The 18,151-nt window shown below is 45.8% G+C and carries 2 protein-coding genes (1 of these 2 running past the window's edge); both read left to right on the top strand.

The window, feature by feature from the left end; translation table 11 throughout:
* On the top strand, positions 1 to 5,273 hold the 3' end of the coding sequence (locus tag NSU16_RS09200; RefSeq protein ID WP_339192541.1) for a type I polyketide synthase. Its footprint begins 8,461 nt before the window's first position; the window shows 5,273 of its 13,734 coding nt (coding positions 8,462-13,734); the start codon falls outside the window, past its left edge; it ends in the stop codon at positions 5,271 to 5,273.
* Between the two features lie 15 nt (positions 5,274 to 5,288).
* Positions 5,289 to 18,089 carry an SDR family NAD(P)-dependent oxidoreductase gene (locus NSU16_RS09205; RefSeq protein WP_339192542.1) on the top strand — a complete coding sequence of 4,267 codons (12,801 nt, stop codon included), beginning with the start codon at positions 5,289 to 5,291 and terminating at the stop codon, positions 18,087 to 18,089.
* Positions 18,090 to 18,151: the final 62 nt, after the last annotated feature.

Consider the following 18,151-nt stretch of genomic DNA (forward strand, 5'->3'; position numbering starts at 1 on the left):
ATGGCACATCATTTTCAGTTACCAAAGTTTATGATTATCCAACAATTCGTCAGTTTGCAAATATGTTAAAAGCCGAGCTTGTCAATCATAGTAATAGAAGTAAAGAAAGAGCGGATGAGCTTTTCCAAGAGAATAAACAGCCTGAAGCACCAGCTAAAGCGAAACCCGCGGAGCGTTCGATTCAGCCCGTTCGGCTGCCAGCGATGAAAGCGCCTGAACAGAAACCAGACCGTCCCCATCAAGGTTACCGCGATGATGCGATAGCCATAGTCGGGATGGCAGGCAGATACCCCGGTGCCAAAGATGTAAGAGAATATTGGGATCATCTGGTCAATGCGAGAAATGCGATCCGTGACATTCCGAAATCACGGTGGGATGTAGACAAATACTATGACCCGGCACTGAATCAAAAGGGGAAAGTCTACTGCAAATCACTGGGGATGCTGGATGATATTGAACATTTTGATCCGCTGTTTTTTAATATTCCGCCGTCAGAAGCTGAACTGATAGATCCGCAGCATCGAATCTTTTTGCAGGAAGGCTATAAAGCATTCGAGGATGCCGGATATAATGTGCAAACGTTAAGCAATAAAAAGTGCGGTGTTTATCTTGGCATTATGAGCAATGAATACGGAGTGATGCTGAATCGGAATCAGGCAAGAGCAAGCGCCACCGGAAACAGCTTTGCGATAGCGGCAGCGCGTATTCCGTATTATCTCAATTTAAAAGGGCCGGCGATTCCGATCGATACGGCATGCTCATCCTCACTAGTCGGTACACATTTAGCGCGTCAAGCATTAGTAAACAAAGAAATTGATATGGCGCTGGTGGGAGGAGTCACCTTATACCTGACACCGGAATCTTACATCAGTATGTGTGAAGCCGGCATGCTGTCTCCTGATGGACAATGCAAAGCATTTGATAATGGCGCAAATGGTTTTGTTCCCGGAGAAGGGGCAGGAGCGCTCGTTTTGAAACGGCTGAAAGATGCAGAAGCGGACCGTGATCACATTTATGGTGTTATTATCGGTTCGGGCATTAATCAGGACGGGAAAACAAACGGAATTACGGCACCGAGCGTGAAAAGCCAAATGGATCTGGAACGGGATATATATGAGACATATGGCATACATCCTGAAAGCATTAGCTATGTTGAAATGCACGGCACCGGAACAAAACAAGGAGATCCAATAGAATTAGAGGCGCTGTCAACCGTATTTAAAGAGAAAACAGACAAAAAGCAATTTTGTGCAATCGGTTCAGTGAAAAGCAACATTGGCCATACATCAGCGGCAGCGGGTGTTGCCGGTGTCCAAAAAGTGCTGATGTGCATGAAACATAAAACGCTGGTGCCTACACTGAACTTCTCTGAACCTAATGAGCATTTTCAATTTGAAGAATCGCCTTTGTATGTAAACACTGAGCTTAAGCATTGGGAAACGGCTGATAGAAAACCGCGGCGGGCCTGTGTGAGTTCTTTTGGATATAGCGGAACGAACGCCCACCTCGTGATTGAAGAATATCAGTCTGATAGAAACAATGATCCATTGCCAGATCGCCATCATTCAAAGTTATTTGTGCTCTCAGCGAAAAAGAGGCAGCAATTGAAGGCTTATGCCCAATCGATGAGAGACTTCGCAGATTCTAATAAAGATATCAATCTGGATGATATGGCATATACCCTTCAGATTGGCCGCGAACCAATGGACTACCGAATGGCATTTTTGGCTGATTCGAGAGAAATGCTTATCAAAACGTTAGAAGACTATATTGCAGATATTCCGAATACGGAAATCTATGACGCGCATGTCAAAACGAAGAAAAGTGAAATGAAAGTGTTTGTAACAGATAATGACGCCAAAATCCTGCTGGAAACGTGGATTGATAAAAAAAGGCTGGAGAAGCTAGCAGAATTATGGGTAAAAGGATTGCGAATAAACTGGAACGAGCTTTATGGCGAACACATGCCTCGCCGAATCAGTCTGCCTGCTTATCCGTTTGCAGAAGAATACTATTGGCTCCCAATTGAAGATGCTGCAGAAAAAGACAGCCGTTCGGCATTGCCATCTGCTGTACGGCCTACGAAACAGAGCTTGTTACAAAAACAGTGGCAGGATTGCCCGATTATATCAGCAGAACGTATGAGCCAAACGGTTGCCATATTGGCAAACGCAGAAACAAGGTCATTGGCTGAAGAGCTTTCCCTGTATTTCTCGAGCTATCGCATCATTGACAGCCAAGAGCTTGAGCATCTGTCAGACGCCGACTGGGAAAATGTCGGCGGAGCAGTGGATTTGATCGGATGCGGAATGAGCCTTGAGCAATCGATAAACTGGATCAGTTGGCTGCAAAAACTGATTGAGCTTGGCCGTAAACACAAGCAAGAATTGACTGTCTTGTGTGTGACGAAGGGGCTCGAGTCTTTTGAAAATAAAGATGTTAATCTGTCCGGTGCATCCCGGGCTGGTCTATACCGAATGCTCCAAAGTGAATACAGTCACCTTACATCAAGACATATGGACACAGACCATGTAACAGCCGAAAAGGAGCTGGCCAGACAGATTGCAGATGAATTTTATGCTGACAGTACAGACACCGAAGTCTGTTATCGAGACGGACGACGTTATCGCGCATATTTGGACGAGCGAACAGCAGATGCTGTTAATCAAAAAGAATTATCGTTTCCGTCAGATCAGGTGCTGTTGATTACAGGGGGAACAAGAGGGCTTGGAATGGTGTGCGCGCGTCATTTTGTGCAAACATACGGGGTGAAACGATTGGTTCTCACCGGCCGTGAAGTCATGCCCCCGCGTGAACAGTGGGAGTTTCTTAAAGCGAAAAACACGCCGCTTGCTCAGAAATTGAAATGCATCCAAGAGTTGGAAGGAATGGGTGCTCAAGTACAAGTGCAGTCTCTTCAGCTATCCGATCCGCTTGCTGTCAAACAAAGCATCGAGACGATTCAGCAAACGATGGGAGCGATTGGCGGAGTGATTCATTGTGCCGGGGCTGTGAATAAACATAATCCGGCATTTATAAGAAAATCAGCAGAAGAAATTCAAGCCGTGCTGGAGCCGAAAGTCGGAGGGCTTCAAACCTTATTTGACCTGCTCAAAGATGAGCCGCTGCAATTCTTTGTTTTATTTTCATCTGTATCAGCGACCGTCCCTGTGCTTGCGGCCGGACAAGCTGATTATGCAATGGCGAATGCATTTATGGATTATTTTGCAGAATCACATAAAGATAAATATCCGATCGTTAGCATTCAGTGGCCAAATTGGAAGGAGACCGGCTTAGGCGAGGTTCGAAGCAAAGCTTTAGAACAGACCGGACTGTTAGGCTTGAATAACGAGGAGGGATTGCAGCTTCTGGATCAGATTCTTTCTGAAAAACAGCAAGCTGTTGTCCTGCCCGCGATTCACCATACAGATGTATGGCAGCCGGGTAAGCTCATGCAGCACTCACTGACGGATAAGGCTTTCCAACGTGCTGAGACAAGAAATTCAGACAGCGCTCAAAGCTTGTTCCATGGAACAGTAGAATGGCTTGTGACTATTTTTTCTGACGAGCTGAAGATAGGCGCCGAAGACCTTGAAACTGATGAGCCTTTTCAAGAATACGGAGTAGATTCGATTATTTTGGCTCAGCTATTACAGCAGATTAATCAAAAGTTAAAAGGAGATATCGATCCATCTATTTTATTTGAATACCCCACAATAGAATCTTTTGCAAAGTGGCTGATATCTGAATATAAATCTGCCTTATCAGATGCTGTACATTCAGCTGACTCAAAAGAACATGCGCCTGATGCGGCATCATTGCCGCCCGATCAGGCTTCCGCGGTGAAACAGCAAATGCAAAAGGCAAGCGATATAAAACCGGCAGTTCATGCAGAAGACATCGCGATCGTTGGCCTGACATGCCGATTTCCCGGAGCGGAAACGCTGGAGGCATACTGGGATTTAATACGTGACGGTCGATCAGAGATCAAACCTGTGCCGCATGAACGCTTTGGCAATTCAAGCTCGTATTATGCCGGGGTAATCGAGGACCTGAACCGATTTGATCCTGATTTCTTCCTGATGTCCGATGATGATGTCAGAGCAATGGACCCGCAGGCTTTGGCAGTATTGGAAGAAAGTCTGAAGCTGATGTATTACGCCGGGTACACCGAAAAGGAAATGAAAGGCATGCGGGCTGGTGTCTATATAGGAGGTCGCAGTCAGCACAAGCCTAATCAATCCAGTCTTTCAAAAGCGAGAAATCCGATTGTGGCTGGAGGACAAAACTATTTAGCCGCTAATATTTCACAATTTTTTGATTTGCGAGGACCGAGTATTGTTCTGGATACAGCTTGTTCCTCTGCATTGGTCGGCATGAATATGGCCATTCAGGCTTTACGAAACGGAGATATCGAGGCAGCGGTTGTCGGCGGTGTCAGTTTGCTCGATACAGATGCACATCGAATGTTTCAGGAGCGCGGACTTTTAAGTGACAAGCCGTATTTCCATGTATTTGACAATCGAGCAGAAGGTGTTGTTTTAGGAGAAGGCGTGGGAATGGTTTTAGTCAAAACGGTCAGCCAAGCACTTGAAGACGGAGATTCCATTTATGCTGTCATTAAAGCCGCAGCTGTAAACAATGACGGAAGAACGGCAGGTCCGTCCGCACCGAATCTTGAGGCGCAAAAGGACGTGATGCTGTCGGCGCTTGAGAAAAGCGGTAAAAAACCTGAAGAAATCAGTTATCTCGAAGCAAATGGATCTGGTTCAGTTGTGACGGACTTGCTTGAGCTTAAGGCGATTCAAGCGATTTACCGTTCCCGCTGCAATGCTCCATTAGGACTGGGGTCGGTTAAACCTAACATCGGCCACCCTTTATGCGCAGAAGGGATAGCAAGCCTGATTAAGGTCGCTTTGATGCTGAAACATAGACAATTGGTTCCGTTCCTGTCAGGTGATGAGAAAATGACGCATTTTAATATTGAGGAAACGGATTTGTATTTTTGTAAAACACAAGCCGAGTGGAAAGAGAAAACGCCGGCTGCAGCAATCAATTGTTTTGCTGATGGAGGAACGAATGCCCACTTGATTATAGAAGCTTGGGATGACTCGGCTGATCGGCCGATCAGAAGAAAGCCTTTGCCGCTGCCGGCACTGCATCGGCGGCCCGTTTTAACAGAGAATCGAGCCCTATCAGCTCAAACTGAGCGGGGTCAAGGGTTTTCAGACAAGGGTGCTCCTAAAGAAATGTTTTGGAAAACTTTCAAATAAGAGAGGAGTGGGAACATGATAACTGAACAACTGCGCATCTCATTGAATAATCCTATCATGTGCAATCACAAGGTATATGGACAAGCGTTATTACCCGGCCTTGCTTATATAGATCTGATTTATCAAGTATTCCAAGAACATGGTTACGCTTATCAAGAGCTAGAACTGAAAAATCTGACCATTTTTTATCCTTTGATCGCGGAAGCATCGTATGACATTGCCCTGACAATCCAAGTGTCTGAAAGCAAAAAAGGGACATGGTCCATCTTAATTGAAGGGCAAAAACAGCATGGAGAGTCGTTATCAGGTCATAGACGATATGCTTCGGCCGAGATGCATCATAAAGCACCAGCTGCTTTCACGGAAAAGATCGACCTTCATCAATGGAAAAAAGCGGCCGGCCGAATTCTGAATTTGGACGACATCTATGATCAATGCCGCCGTCAAGAATTAGTGCATACAGGCATGATGAAAGCAGAAGGACAGGTGTATGAAACAAAAGAGGCCGTTTTGATTGATGTATCTGTCGGACAAGAAGCATTACTTCATTCTGAGGCTTTTATGTTTCATCCGACGCTCATCGACGGCAGCGGTTTAGGGTCAAGCGGCTTGCTCTCAAGTGTAAATAAAAACGAACAGACTGTGTATCTGCCTTTGTTTTTCGAATCCTTTACAGCTTCGGAGCCATTACAAAAAGAATGTGCGGCGCGCATTCAGGCTTCCTCCGTGCGCCAGAAAAACGAGCTTACTTATATGACCATTGAATATTTTAATTCTTCTGGACAAAAAGTAGCCGAACTTAAAAACTTCGCAAGCAAGTCTGTCCGGGATGCGAAGGCCTTTCAGCCTGAAAAAGAAATCGATCAGCTCCAGGAAGAGAGAGTGGTAAAAGAAACTTCTGTCTCTCATGACGCTGGCCGGAAATACAATGCGTTTGAAAGGTTACTGCGTCAGTTGCTGGCTGAACAGCTTGAAAAACCGGCAGAACAAATGAATATTCACGCCGGGTACTATGAGCTTGGGTTAGATTCGCCATCCTTGCTTGAAATTGTTCAGGCGATAGGATCTCATGTTGGAGAAGATCTCTCTCCCACTTTGCTGTTTGAATATACAACGATTGCAGAATTATCAGCGCATTTGGCTGAAAACTATTTGTTTGGAGAGGCGGACGATGCTGTCCGCCAGTCTCCTGCATCACTGCCGGAGTCTTTAGATGCTCCTTCTTCCCCGGCAAAAAAAGCGGAGGACATCGCGATCATTGGGATGGCAGGCCGTTATCCTAAGGCGAAAAACATACAAGAATTTTGGGAAAATCTTAAGGCTGGAACAGACTGCATCAGTGAAATTCCGAAATCACGGTGGGAATGGAAGGAGGAATTCGATGAACTGACAACACCTTCAGGAAAGCCTTTTTCAAAATGGGGCGGGTTCATTGAGGATGTCGATTGCTTTGATCCGCAATTCTTCAGAATTTCTCCCAGAGAAGCAGAAACCATGGATCCTCAAGAACGCTTATTTTTAGAGACATGCTGGGAAGCCATTGAAGATGCAGGTTATACGCCTGAGACAATTGCTGCACTGCGAGGCGCTAATAAAAGACGGCATGTCGGCGTCTTTGCCGGTGTCATGCATAAGGACTATTCCCTTATAGGTGCTGAAGCTTTATCCGAACAAAATCCCTTTCCTTTGTCCCTGAACTATGCGCAAATCGCCAATAGAGTGTCTTACTACTGTAATTTCCATGGGCCAAGCATGGCGGTGGACACGGTCTGCTCATCCTCTTTGACTGCCATTCACTTGGCGATAGAAAGCATCCGGAATGGGGAATGTGAGGCTGCGATAGCAGGGGGTGTCAACTTATCTCTGCATCCGGCTAAATATATCAGCTATGGCAGTGTGGGGATGCACTCGAGCGACGGCTATTGTCATACATTCGGCGAAGGCGGTGACGGATACGTTTCTGGAGAAGGGGTTGGAACGGTATTATTAAAGCCTCTGCAAAAAGCTGAACAGGATGGTGACCGGATCTATGCCGTCATAAAAGGAAGTGCCATTAATCATGTAGGCAAAGTCAGCGGTATTACGGTTCCGAGCCCTATAGCGCAAGCCGATGTTATAGAAACCTGCTTAGAAAAAACAGGAATCGATCCGCGTACGGTCGGCTATGTGGAAGCGCATGGCACCGGCACCTCATTAGGAGACCCAATTGAAATTCAAGGATTGGTGAAGGCTTTCAGCCGAAATACGCAGGATCAGCAATTTTGTTCGATCGGTTCTGTGAAATCAAATATTGGCCATGCTGAATCTGCAGCCGGCATCAGCGGGTTAACGAAGACCGTTCTGCAGCTGTATTATAAAACGCTGGTCCCATCCCTACACTCAGAAGAGCTGAATCCTTATTTGGAGCTGGATCAATCACCGTTTTTTGTTCAGCGCGAAGCAAAGAAATGGGAGCAGCCGGCATTGACAGAAAACGGAATGGAGATTAAGTATCCCCGCCGTGCCGGTGTAAGTTCGTTTGGAGCGTCAGGGTCCAATGCGCATATCATTTTGGAAGAATACATCCCGAAAGAGAACGACTCAGCCTCTGTTTCTGTGAAATATGAAGAGGCAATTATCCCCTTGTCGGCGAGAAATATAGACAGGCTGCAAGCATACGCCGGCAAACTCATTGAGTTTCTTCACGAGGACATTAATCTTTTTGAGCTTGCTTATACACTGCAGGCAGGACGGGTGGAAATGGAGGAGCGGGCAGCCTTCATCGTAAAAGACATAAAGGATCTAATTCATCAACTTCAAGCATTTGTAAAAGGTGAAGAAGCCGATTGCTGCTGGACCGGACAGGCCAAAGAGGGCCAAGGGTTTACCGGGGCAAAAGCGGGAGATTTGAAGAACATCGCGGAATCATGGGTTCAAGGAAAACAGGTCAACTGGGATGAACTCTACGGCGCTCGCAAGCCGCTTAAAATAAGTGTTCCAACCTACCCGTTTGCAAAAGAACGCTACTGGATACCGGCACCTGAGACGAAAATCAGCGGCAGAACAACGAATTCTGCATTACATCCGCTGCTGCATAGGAATACGTCAGACTTTTCTGAGCAGCGCTTTAGCTCTAGCTTCACAGGTAAGGAATTTTTTCTATCAGATCATGTTGTGCAGGGACAGAAAATCCTGCCGGGTGTTGCCTATTTAGAAATGGCAAGGGAAGCAGCGGAAAAAGCAGCGGGTGATCTGGAAGATGGACAAAGAATTGTGTCGCTCAGAGACATCGTCTGGATTCGTCCTATCGCGATTGAAAGTGAACCAAAAGAGATACATATTGGCCTTTATCCTGAGGATAGCGGAGAGATCAGCTATGAGATTTACAGCAAAGATGAAAACCAGATGATACACAGCCAAGGGACTGCAATCCTAGGGGCTGAACCGGACATTCCTGTTTTAGATATTAAAGCGCTGCAGGCGGAATGCAGTCTGGATACAGTGACGTCAGAGCAATGCTATGCGGCGTTTCGGAAGATAGGGCTTGACTATGGAGAGGGCTATCAAGGGATTAAAAAAGTGCTTATCGGACACGAACAATTGCTTGCAAAAATCTCCTTGCCCGCTTTTTTGGAAGACGGTAAGAAGCAATTCATGCTCCATCCGAGTTTGATGGATGCCGCTTTCCATGCATCGATTGGTTTTATCGTTAGCTCAGTCAATACGGATGCTCAAGTCCATAAGCTGTCTCTGCCGTTTGCAATGCAGGAACTTAACATTCTTGCCCCTTGCCCTTCTGAAATGTGGTCTTATATTAGATTCAGTTCAGACAGTAAGGCAGAGGACAAAATCAGAAAGTATGATATTGAACTATGCGATGAAGACGGGAATGTCTGTGTGCAAATGAAGGGTGCTTCCATTAGAGCGCTGGAAGGAGAACATCAATCTCCGGAAGCAATAGCAGCGGATTCATCATCGATAGGACATACGATGATGGTTCCTGTCTGGGAACCAGTGTCCCCACATGCGGAGAGCGGTGTCTCGGCTGCCGGTGGACAAGCCGTTTTATTAGGGGGTACTGAGCACGAACAGAAGTTAATGAAACAATACTATCCTCAGGCTGTGGTTTTGGATATCCAGCCGGCAGATCACATGGAAACGATAGCGAACAAGCTGCAAGCGTGCGGCAGCATTGACCATGTACTGTGGATTGCTCCGCTACACTCAGAGCAAATGTTTATTGAAGAACAGGAAGAAAACGTTCTTCACGTATTTAAGCTTGTGAAAGCACTTCTTCAATTAGGCTATGGCGGGGAAAAGCTGGAATGGTCAATTATCACCGTCCAAGCGCAGCCGATTACTCAGCATGAAGCTGTCAATCCTGCTCATGCTAGCATTCATGGACTCTTTGGCACAATGGCTAAGGAATATCCGCATTGGAATATCCGGCTGATTGACCTTGAAGAAGGCTGCACTTGGCCGATCAAACAGATGTTTACACTCCCTGCAGACCGTCTTGGGCACGCGTGGGCCTATCGGAATCACCAATGGCATCAGCAGCAATTGATTCCCTATCAGCAATCCCCTTCAAATGATACGTTATATCGAACCGGCGGAGTGTATGTGGTTATTGGAGGAGCTGGGTACATCGGAGAGGCGTGGAGTGAGTATATGATCCGCCGCTATCAGGCACAGATCGTTTGGATTGGACGCAGTCAAATCAATGATGCCATCCAAGCAAAATTAAACCGTCTCTCGGCACTTGGACCTGCGCCTTACTATATTGCAGCCGATGCTGCGGATATGCATTCATTGCAGCAGGCTTATGAACAAGTGAAAAAACGCCATCCTCATATTCATGGGATCGTTCATTCTGCAATGGTTTTATTTGAACAAAGCCTGGAAAATATGACGCTCGAAGAATTCAGAACTGGATTGGCGGCAAAGGTGGATGTAAGTGTTCATATGGCCCAAGTATTTCAGCAGGAGGATTTGGATTTTGCTCTATTTTTCTCTTCGCTTGTGTCCCATATCAAAAATGTGAAACAAAGCCATTATGCCTCTGGCTGTGCATTCGCAGATGCATTTGCTTACCGGCTGTCCCAAAGCTGGAGTTGTCCCGTTAACGTCATGAATTGGGGATATTGGGGGAACAGTGAAGCGGCCGAAGATGAAAATTATGTGCAGCTCATGAATCAAATTGGCTTAGGCTTAATTGAACCTGAGGAAGGGATGAAAGCGTTAGAAGCCCTGCTTTCAGGGCCTGTCAGCCAAACGGCTTTCATTCATACGACTAAACCTGTTGCAGTCGAAGGCGTGAATCAGAAGGAATTCATCACCCTTTATCCGCAGCAGCCTTCGATAGACGCCGAAAGCCTGAAGAGACGCCTGCCGGAAACACGAGAAATAGAAAGAGTAACACACGAGGAGCTGGACGCTCTCCTTTACAGACTTCTGTTAGCACAGCTGCAGACGGCCGGGCTGTTTGATGGTCATACATTATCGGTTGAACGTCTTCAAGGAAACAACAATACTCGTGAGTTTTATGAAAAGTGGCTCCGGCAAAGCAGCGAATTCCTTCTGCAGCAAGACTACCTTAAAAAAGATGGAGATTCTTTGGTGAGGAAGGACAAGGCAGAGGATATAGACATGCTTTGGAATGAATGGGATGCAAAAAAATCAGAATGGCTCCAAGACAGTAACACAAAAGCGATGGTTGTATTAGCTGAGGCCATGCTGAAAGCATTACCGGATATCCTGACAGGGAAGGTGCCTGCGACGGATATCATGTTCCCTCATTCGTCAATGGAATTGGTGGAAGGTATTTATAAGCATAACCAAGTTGCAGACTACTTCAATACAGTGCTCGCTGATACGTTAACAGCTTACGTAGATGAACGGCTGAAACAGGACCCTAAAGCCTCCATTCGCATTATGGAGATAGGCGCAGGTACTGGCGGCACGAGTGCCGGAATCTTTCAAAAACTGAAAACCCATCAAAATCATATAGGAGAATATTGTTATACAGATCTTTCAAAGGCGTTTTTGCTGCATGCAGAAAAAGAGTATGGGGCGGAAAATCCTTACCTGACATATCAGCTATTTGACGTAGAAAAACCGATCGATCAGCAGGAAATCGAGGCAGGCGGCTATGACGTTGTAATTGCCGCTAATGTCCTTCACGCGACAAAAAATATTCGCCAAACGCTGCGGCATGCAAAAGCTGTGATGAAGCACAACGGACTGCTGTTACTAAATGAAATGGCGGGAAACAGCTTGTTTCCACACATCACCTTCGGACTGTTGGAAGGCTGGTGGCTGTATGAAGATCCTGCGCTGCGAATTCCCGGCTGTCCTGGTCTATATCCAAACAAATGGAAAGAGGTCTTAGAAAGCGAAGGCTTTGAATCCGTGTTCTTCCCGGCAGAAGCAGCACATGACCTCAGTCACCAGATCATAGCAGCCTCAAGCAACGGAGTGGTGCGCCGTATGGCTATGGAAATGGTGCCTCCTGCAGAAAAGGATTTTTCTTCAGCGAGGAAGGAGCCGGCATCTGTCCAAAACGTAGCTTCAGAGATAGGCGGACCATCAAAAGATGCCGTCTTGATAGAAAAAAGCACCGAGTATATGAAAAAACTAATCGGACAAACATTGAAAATCCCTGCAAGTAAAATTGATTCATCTGAACAGCTTGAAAAGTACGGCATCGATTCTATTGTCGTTGTTCAGCTCACGAATACATTACGTAAGGAACTAGACCATGTGAGCAGCACTTTATTTTTTGAGTATCAGACAATAGACGCGTTAGTGGAACACTTAATCAAAACGAAAAAAGCAGCACTTTTGAGACTGACAGGCCTTGACCGTCAAGTGCAAAATGACAAGCCGGTAGCAATCAATAACAAATCTTCACAGGAGGCTGGGCAGGCGCCTGACACAACCCGGCGCTATCGTAAGCTTGGCCGCAGCCGCGAGAAAGAAGCACCATCACTGGCACAAGCATCGGTCAGCCGTGATGTTGCCATTATCGGCATATCCGGGCGTTATCCTCAGGCGGAGACAGCAGAAGAATTTTGGAACAATCTAAAAGAAGGAAGAAATTGTATAGAGGAAATCCCGGAAGGCCGCTGGGATTGGAAAGCATATTACGATAAAGAAAAAGGAAAAGAAGGCTCAATTTATACAAAATGGGGCGGATTTATCAAAGGTATGGATACTTTTGATCCTTTATTCTTTCAAATTTCTCCGCTAGAAGCAGAAAGAATGGATCCTCAGGAGCGATTATTCCTGCAAACCGCCTATGCGAGTATTGAAGATGCGGGATACACACCAGACTCGCTCTGCTCAAGCAGAAAAGTCGGCGTCTTTGCCGGAGTAATGAACAAAAATTATCCTACTGGCTACGGCTATTGGTCCATTGCCAACAGGGTATCCTATATGCTGAATTTCCAAGGCCCGAGCCTTGCTGTTGACACAGCATGTTCGTCTTCTCTGACAGCGATCCATTTGGCGTTAGAAAGCATTTACAGCGGATCAAGTGAGTGCGCCATTGCCGGCGGCGTCAATTTAGTTGTCGACCCTGTTCACTATCAGAACTTATCTGTCATGAACATGCTCTCTGAAACTGACAAATGTAAATCATTCGGTGATGACGCAGATGGGTTTGTTGACGGAGAAGGAGTGGGTGCCGTCATTTTAAAGCCTTTGCAAAAAGCAATAGAAGACGGTGACCATATATATGGGGTGATAAAGGCCAGCTCCATTAACAGCGGAGGCAAAACCAACGGATATACGGTTCCAAATCCGAATGCCCAAGCCAAGCTGATTAAAGAAGCCATTCAGCATGCCAATATCCCAGCCAGAACGATCAGTTATCTGGAGGCACACGGAACAGGCACTGCATTAGGAGATCCGATTGAGATTGCTGGATTAACAAAAGCGTTTGAGGAAGATACACAAGAAAGACAGTTCTGCGCGATCGGCTCCAGCAAATCCAATATTGGTCATTGTGAAAGTGCAGCCGGCATCGCTGGTTTGACAAAAATACTGTTTCAGTTTAGATACGGTCAAATCGCACCATCATTGCATGCTGAGCGTTTGAATCCAAATATTGAATTCAGTCAAACTCCGTTTATCGTTCAGCAAAAGCTTGGTGAATGGAAGCGGCCGATCATTGATGGTCGGGAAGTGCCAAGACGCGCCGGATTAAGCAGTTTTGGCGCCGGAGGGTCAAATGCCCATCTGATCTTAGAAGAATACATTCCGAAAACCGGGGCACAAACACCCCAAGCTCATCCTCCTGCTCTGATCGTGTTGTCAGCGAAAAACAGTGAACGGCTTCAAGAAAGAGCGGAGCAGCTGCTCACTGCCGTTCGCGAAAAAAGGTACAGTGAATCAGATCTGGTCCGGATTGCCTTTACGCTGCAAACAGGCCGTGAAGCAATGGAGGAAAGGCTTGGCTTTATTGCCGAATCAATAGAAGATCTAGAGAGCAAGCTGCAAGATTTTATAGAAATGAAAGCAGAGGATCTGTATCTGGATCGTATCGACGGTAATAAACAAGCATTAGCGCTCTTATCAGCTGATGAAGATACGGAGAAGATGATAGACGCCTGGATGAGCAAAGGGAAATTTACGAAATTACTTGATCTTTGGGTGAAGGGCTTGTCTTTTGACTGGACAAAGCTGTACGGAGCTCATAAGCCGATCCGAATCAGCCTGCCGACATATCCATTTGCGAAGGAACATTACTGGGCATCAGGTGTTGAAAAGAGAACAACGTCCTTTGAAAACAATATAGAACACCAAGAGCAAGAAGACTTCGAGGTGATGACCTTTAAAGAAGTATGGAAAGAACAGCAGGTGTCTCTCACATCGAAAAGCTTCACAACTCTCGTCTGTTTTCTGACTGACAGAGACAAGCAACAAGCATTCGCTTCGGCTGTGAAAAGCTTTGATTCAGAGACCAAGGTCATATTTGTTTCTCAAGGAGAAACGTACGGCAAACAGTCTCCATACTCTTATCAAATTGTACGGAAGGATCCCGGCACTTTTGAGAAAGCCTTCCGTAGGATTCAGGAAGAACATGGAGAACCGGATGCAATCCTCTATTTATGGGCGACGGAGGATTCAAGTTGTAGTCAGGATTATTCCTGTGCAGTCTATTTATTGCAAGCTATAGCGGCTGCGAAGCTTCAACCTGCCCGTGTGTTATTGGCTGGATGTTTTGAAAATGGTCTTGACCGAAGTTATCTGGAATCATGGATAGGATTTGAACGTTCACTCGGGCTAGTCCTTCCGAATACGAAAGTGACAGGAATCTTTCAGGATGCTGATCAAATTCCAAAAGAATCAATGGACGATTGGACAAGTAAGATCTGGACGGAATTACAGGCTTCAACCGAACAAACCATCTTGTATCAGAATGAGAAACGTTATGTATGTCAGATTGAACAGACAACGTTACAGCCAGGCAACAGCAAATTGAAGTCCGGGGGAACTTACCTGATTACAGGCGGGTTAGGAGGGCTCGGTTATTTATTCGCCAAGCATTTGGCTAAAAACTATGCCGCGAACATCATTCTGACAGGACGAACGCCTATCAATAAAGAAAAACAAAAGCAGCTAAAAGAATTGAAGGATTTAGGCGGCGAAGCCATGTATGCAGAGGCGGATGTGTGTGATCCGATCGCAATGGGAGACTGCGTGAAACGCGGAAAAGACCGGTACGGCACCATCAATGGTGTCATTCATGCCGCCGGTATCGAGAGCGGGTCCTCTATTTTTGAAAAAGAGATGGATAGCTTCAAGCGCATTATTGAACCGAAAATCAATGGAACGATCGCGCTTGACGAGTGGTTTAAAAAAGAAACCCTGGATTTTATCTGTTACTTCTCTTCGTCTTCTGCTATTTTAGGAGACTTTGGTTTTTGTGATTATGCGGTAGGGAATCGGTTCCAAATGGCTTATGCACATTACAGAGACAAGCTTCATCACGGCAATACATTTGTTATCAACTGGCCTGTTTGGAAGGACGGCGGGATGTCAATCGGGAATGACGAAACTACCGAGATGTACTTGAAGTCAAGCGGTCAGCGCTTCTTAGAAGCGGAAGAAGGCATACGTATGTTTGAACATATTTTGTCTCAGCAGGATGCGCAGCATCTTATCATAGCCGGTCAGCCAAGCCGGGTCCGCCGCTTTTTAGGAATGACTGAACGTGCCATTCCAGAACCGGACATGATAGCCCCTGCACAAGAAACATCGGGCGGGATGAAGAACCTAAGCGTTGAAAAACGTTTGGAAATGGACTTGAAAACGCATATTCACACCTTGCTTAAGATCTCAAAAGACAAGCTAGACTTGAATAAGAACTGGGCCGACTTTGGATTTGATTCCATCTACTTGGCTAAATTCTCGAACGTGTTAACTGACTATTACAAAGTCGAGATAACGCCTGCATTATTTTTTGGCTATTCGACTTTAAAAGAATTGATCCGCTTCTTTTTAACGGATCATAAAGGCCTGATCGAAGAATTTTACCGGGATGATGCATCTGATACTCAGAATCAGGCAAGAGCTGAAGTGCCGGTTTCTGCAGCACTCGAAACACAAAACAGCCATAGAAGCGGCCGGCAGCTTTACACAGAGCCTATCGCCATTATCGGAATGAGCGGCAGGTTTCCTCAAGCTGATTCGGTTCATGAATTGTGGGACAATCTGAAAAACGGAAAAAAATGCATTTCAGAAATTCCGAAAGACCGCTGGGACTGGCGTGAAGTCAAAGGACATCCAGAGAAAGCAGAAGTGCCGAGATGGGGCGCATTTTTGAAAGACATAGACCGATTTGATCCGCTGTTTTTTCACATATCGCCTAAAGAAGCCGAAAGTATGGACCCGCGCCAGCGATTGTTTCTGGAAGAAGCATGGCATACATTTGAGGACGCAGGATATATGGGAAACCGGATTAAAGGAAAGTCCTGCGGCGTTTATGTGGGTGTGGAAGAAGGAGAATATGCCCACTTAACCGGTGATACGGATTACATTACCGGCACTCAAAACGCCACATTGGCTGCGCGAATTGCATATGCATTAGATTTAAAAGGACCTAATATGGCGTTGACGGCAGCATGTTCCTCAGGACTTGTAGCCATTCATCAGGCATGCGCAGCCTTGCGTCAGGGAGACTGTGAAATGGCTTTAGCCGGCGGCGTCAGTCTGAATATTTCTCAAATGTCTTATGAGGCGCTGACAAAGGCGGAAATGCTTTCTCCAGATGGACAATGCAAAGTGTTTGACCAGGATGCCAATGGGCTTGTGCCTGGTGAAGCGGTAGCAGCTGTTCTGCTGAAACCATTATCAAAGGCAATTGAAGATCAAGATCACATTTATGGATGTATAAAAGCAAGCGGCGTGAATTATGATGGCAAAACCAATGGAATGACAGCTCCCAATCCTTTTAGCCAGGCGGAATTAATAGAAAGCATTTATGAAAAATATCAGATCAATCCGCTGGATATTCAATATGTGATGGCGCACAGCACTGGATCAAATCTGGGAGATCCGCTTGAAGTACAGGCATTGACGGGTGCGTTCAGCAAATATACGAAACAGAAGCAATTCTGCACCATCGGCTCGATTAAATCATTAATCGGACACACATTTGCAGCTTCCGGTGTGGTTGCTTTGATCAGTATGCTGATGGCTATGAAAAATCAAACCATTCCGGCTACCCATGAATGTCAATCGAGCAATCCCTATATTCAGTTTGCAGAAAGCCCTTTTGAGCTTCACAAAGAGAACCAGCCATGGATCAGAAAAAATCACAATCCGAGGATGGGGACAATCAGCACAACGGGCATCAACGGTACGAATGCGCATGCAGTAATTGAAGAATACATTCCGGATGAGCAGGCATCCGCGCATCAAGAGCCAACCGAATGTCCGCAAGTTATCGTGCTTTCTGCTCAAAATGAGGATCGGCTTCACGATGCTGTTCTGCAAATGCTTGAGTATGCAGAGCATAATGACAGCCTTTCATTACCTGATGTTGCGTATACACTCCAGGTTGGAAGAAAAGCAATGGAAGCAAGACTGGCGATCGTAGTGAATAATCAGGAACAACTGGTGCGAAAATTGAAGGAATTTGCAGAAGCGGTGAAGAATGGTGAATCATTCGGCCAATTTACATCCTTTTATACAGGGAATGTGGAAGACATTTCAGAAGAACGAGATGAGACATCTCTGAAAACGGTCGTCATAGAAAAAGATTTTAAAAAGATAGCAGATTGGTGGACGAAAGGAAATCATATTTCTTGGGAACTGCTCCATGAAGACAATAATGTCCGTATCGTTCCGTTACCTGGCTATCCATTTGCAAAGGAACGCTATTGGATCTCATCAGATAAGAATATTAGGCCATCGTCACAAGTCGTCCAAAGTGAGACTGACGAGTCCAATGAAGAGAAACACATTCAAGACATCATCGTACAATTTCTGGAACGAGAGCTGAGCCTGTCACGGCATCAAATCAATTTCAAAAGAAACGTTCAAGAATACGGGATGGATTCAATTCTTGGCCGAAAGCTGATGCGTCATTTAGAAAAGACCATTCAGCTCAAGCTGACCGGCCGGGAGCTTCTTGAATTCCAGACAATCCAAGCGCTTTCTGCTTATGTGGCTTTAAAAGCTGAAGGAAAAAACCGAAGCGCGGAGGCTCTGCCGCAAAATCAAACCAACAGCCTGTACACTGACGAGCAAATCATCGGTTTGATGCAAGAGGTGGCGCAAGGGAAATTGGATTTTAAGAGTGTGCAAAACATCATAGAAGGGAGTTAATCGTATGAACCATAAAGAAATTCTCGATGCCTACAGATCAGGAGAATTAACGATTACTGAGG

The sequence above is a fragment of the Bacillus sp. FSL K6-1003 genome (assembly GCF_037964945.1).
Taxonomy (GTDB): Bacteria; Bacillota; Bacilli; order Bacillales; family Bacillaceae; genus Bacillus; species Bacillus mojavensis.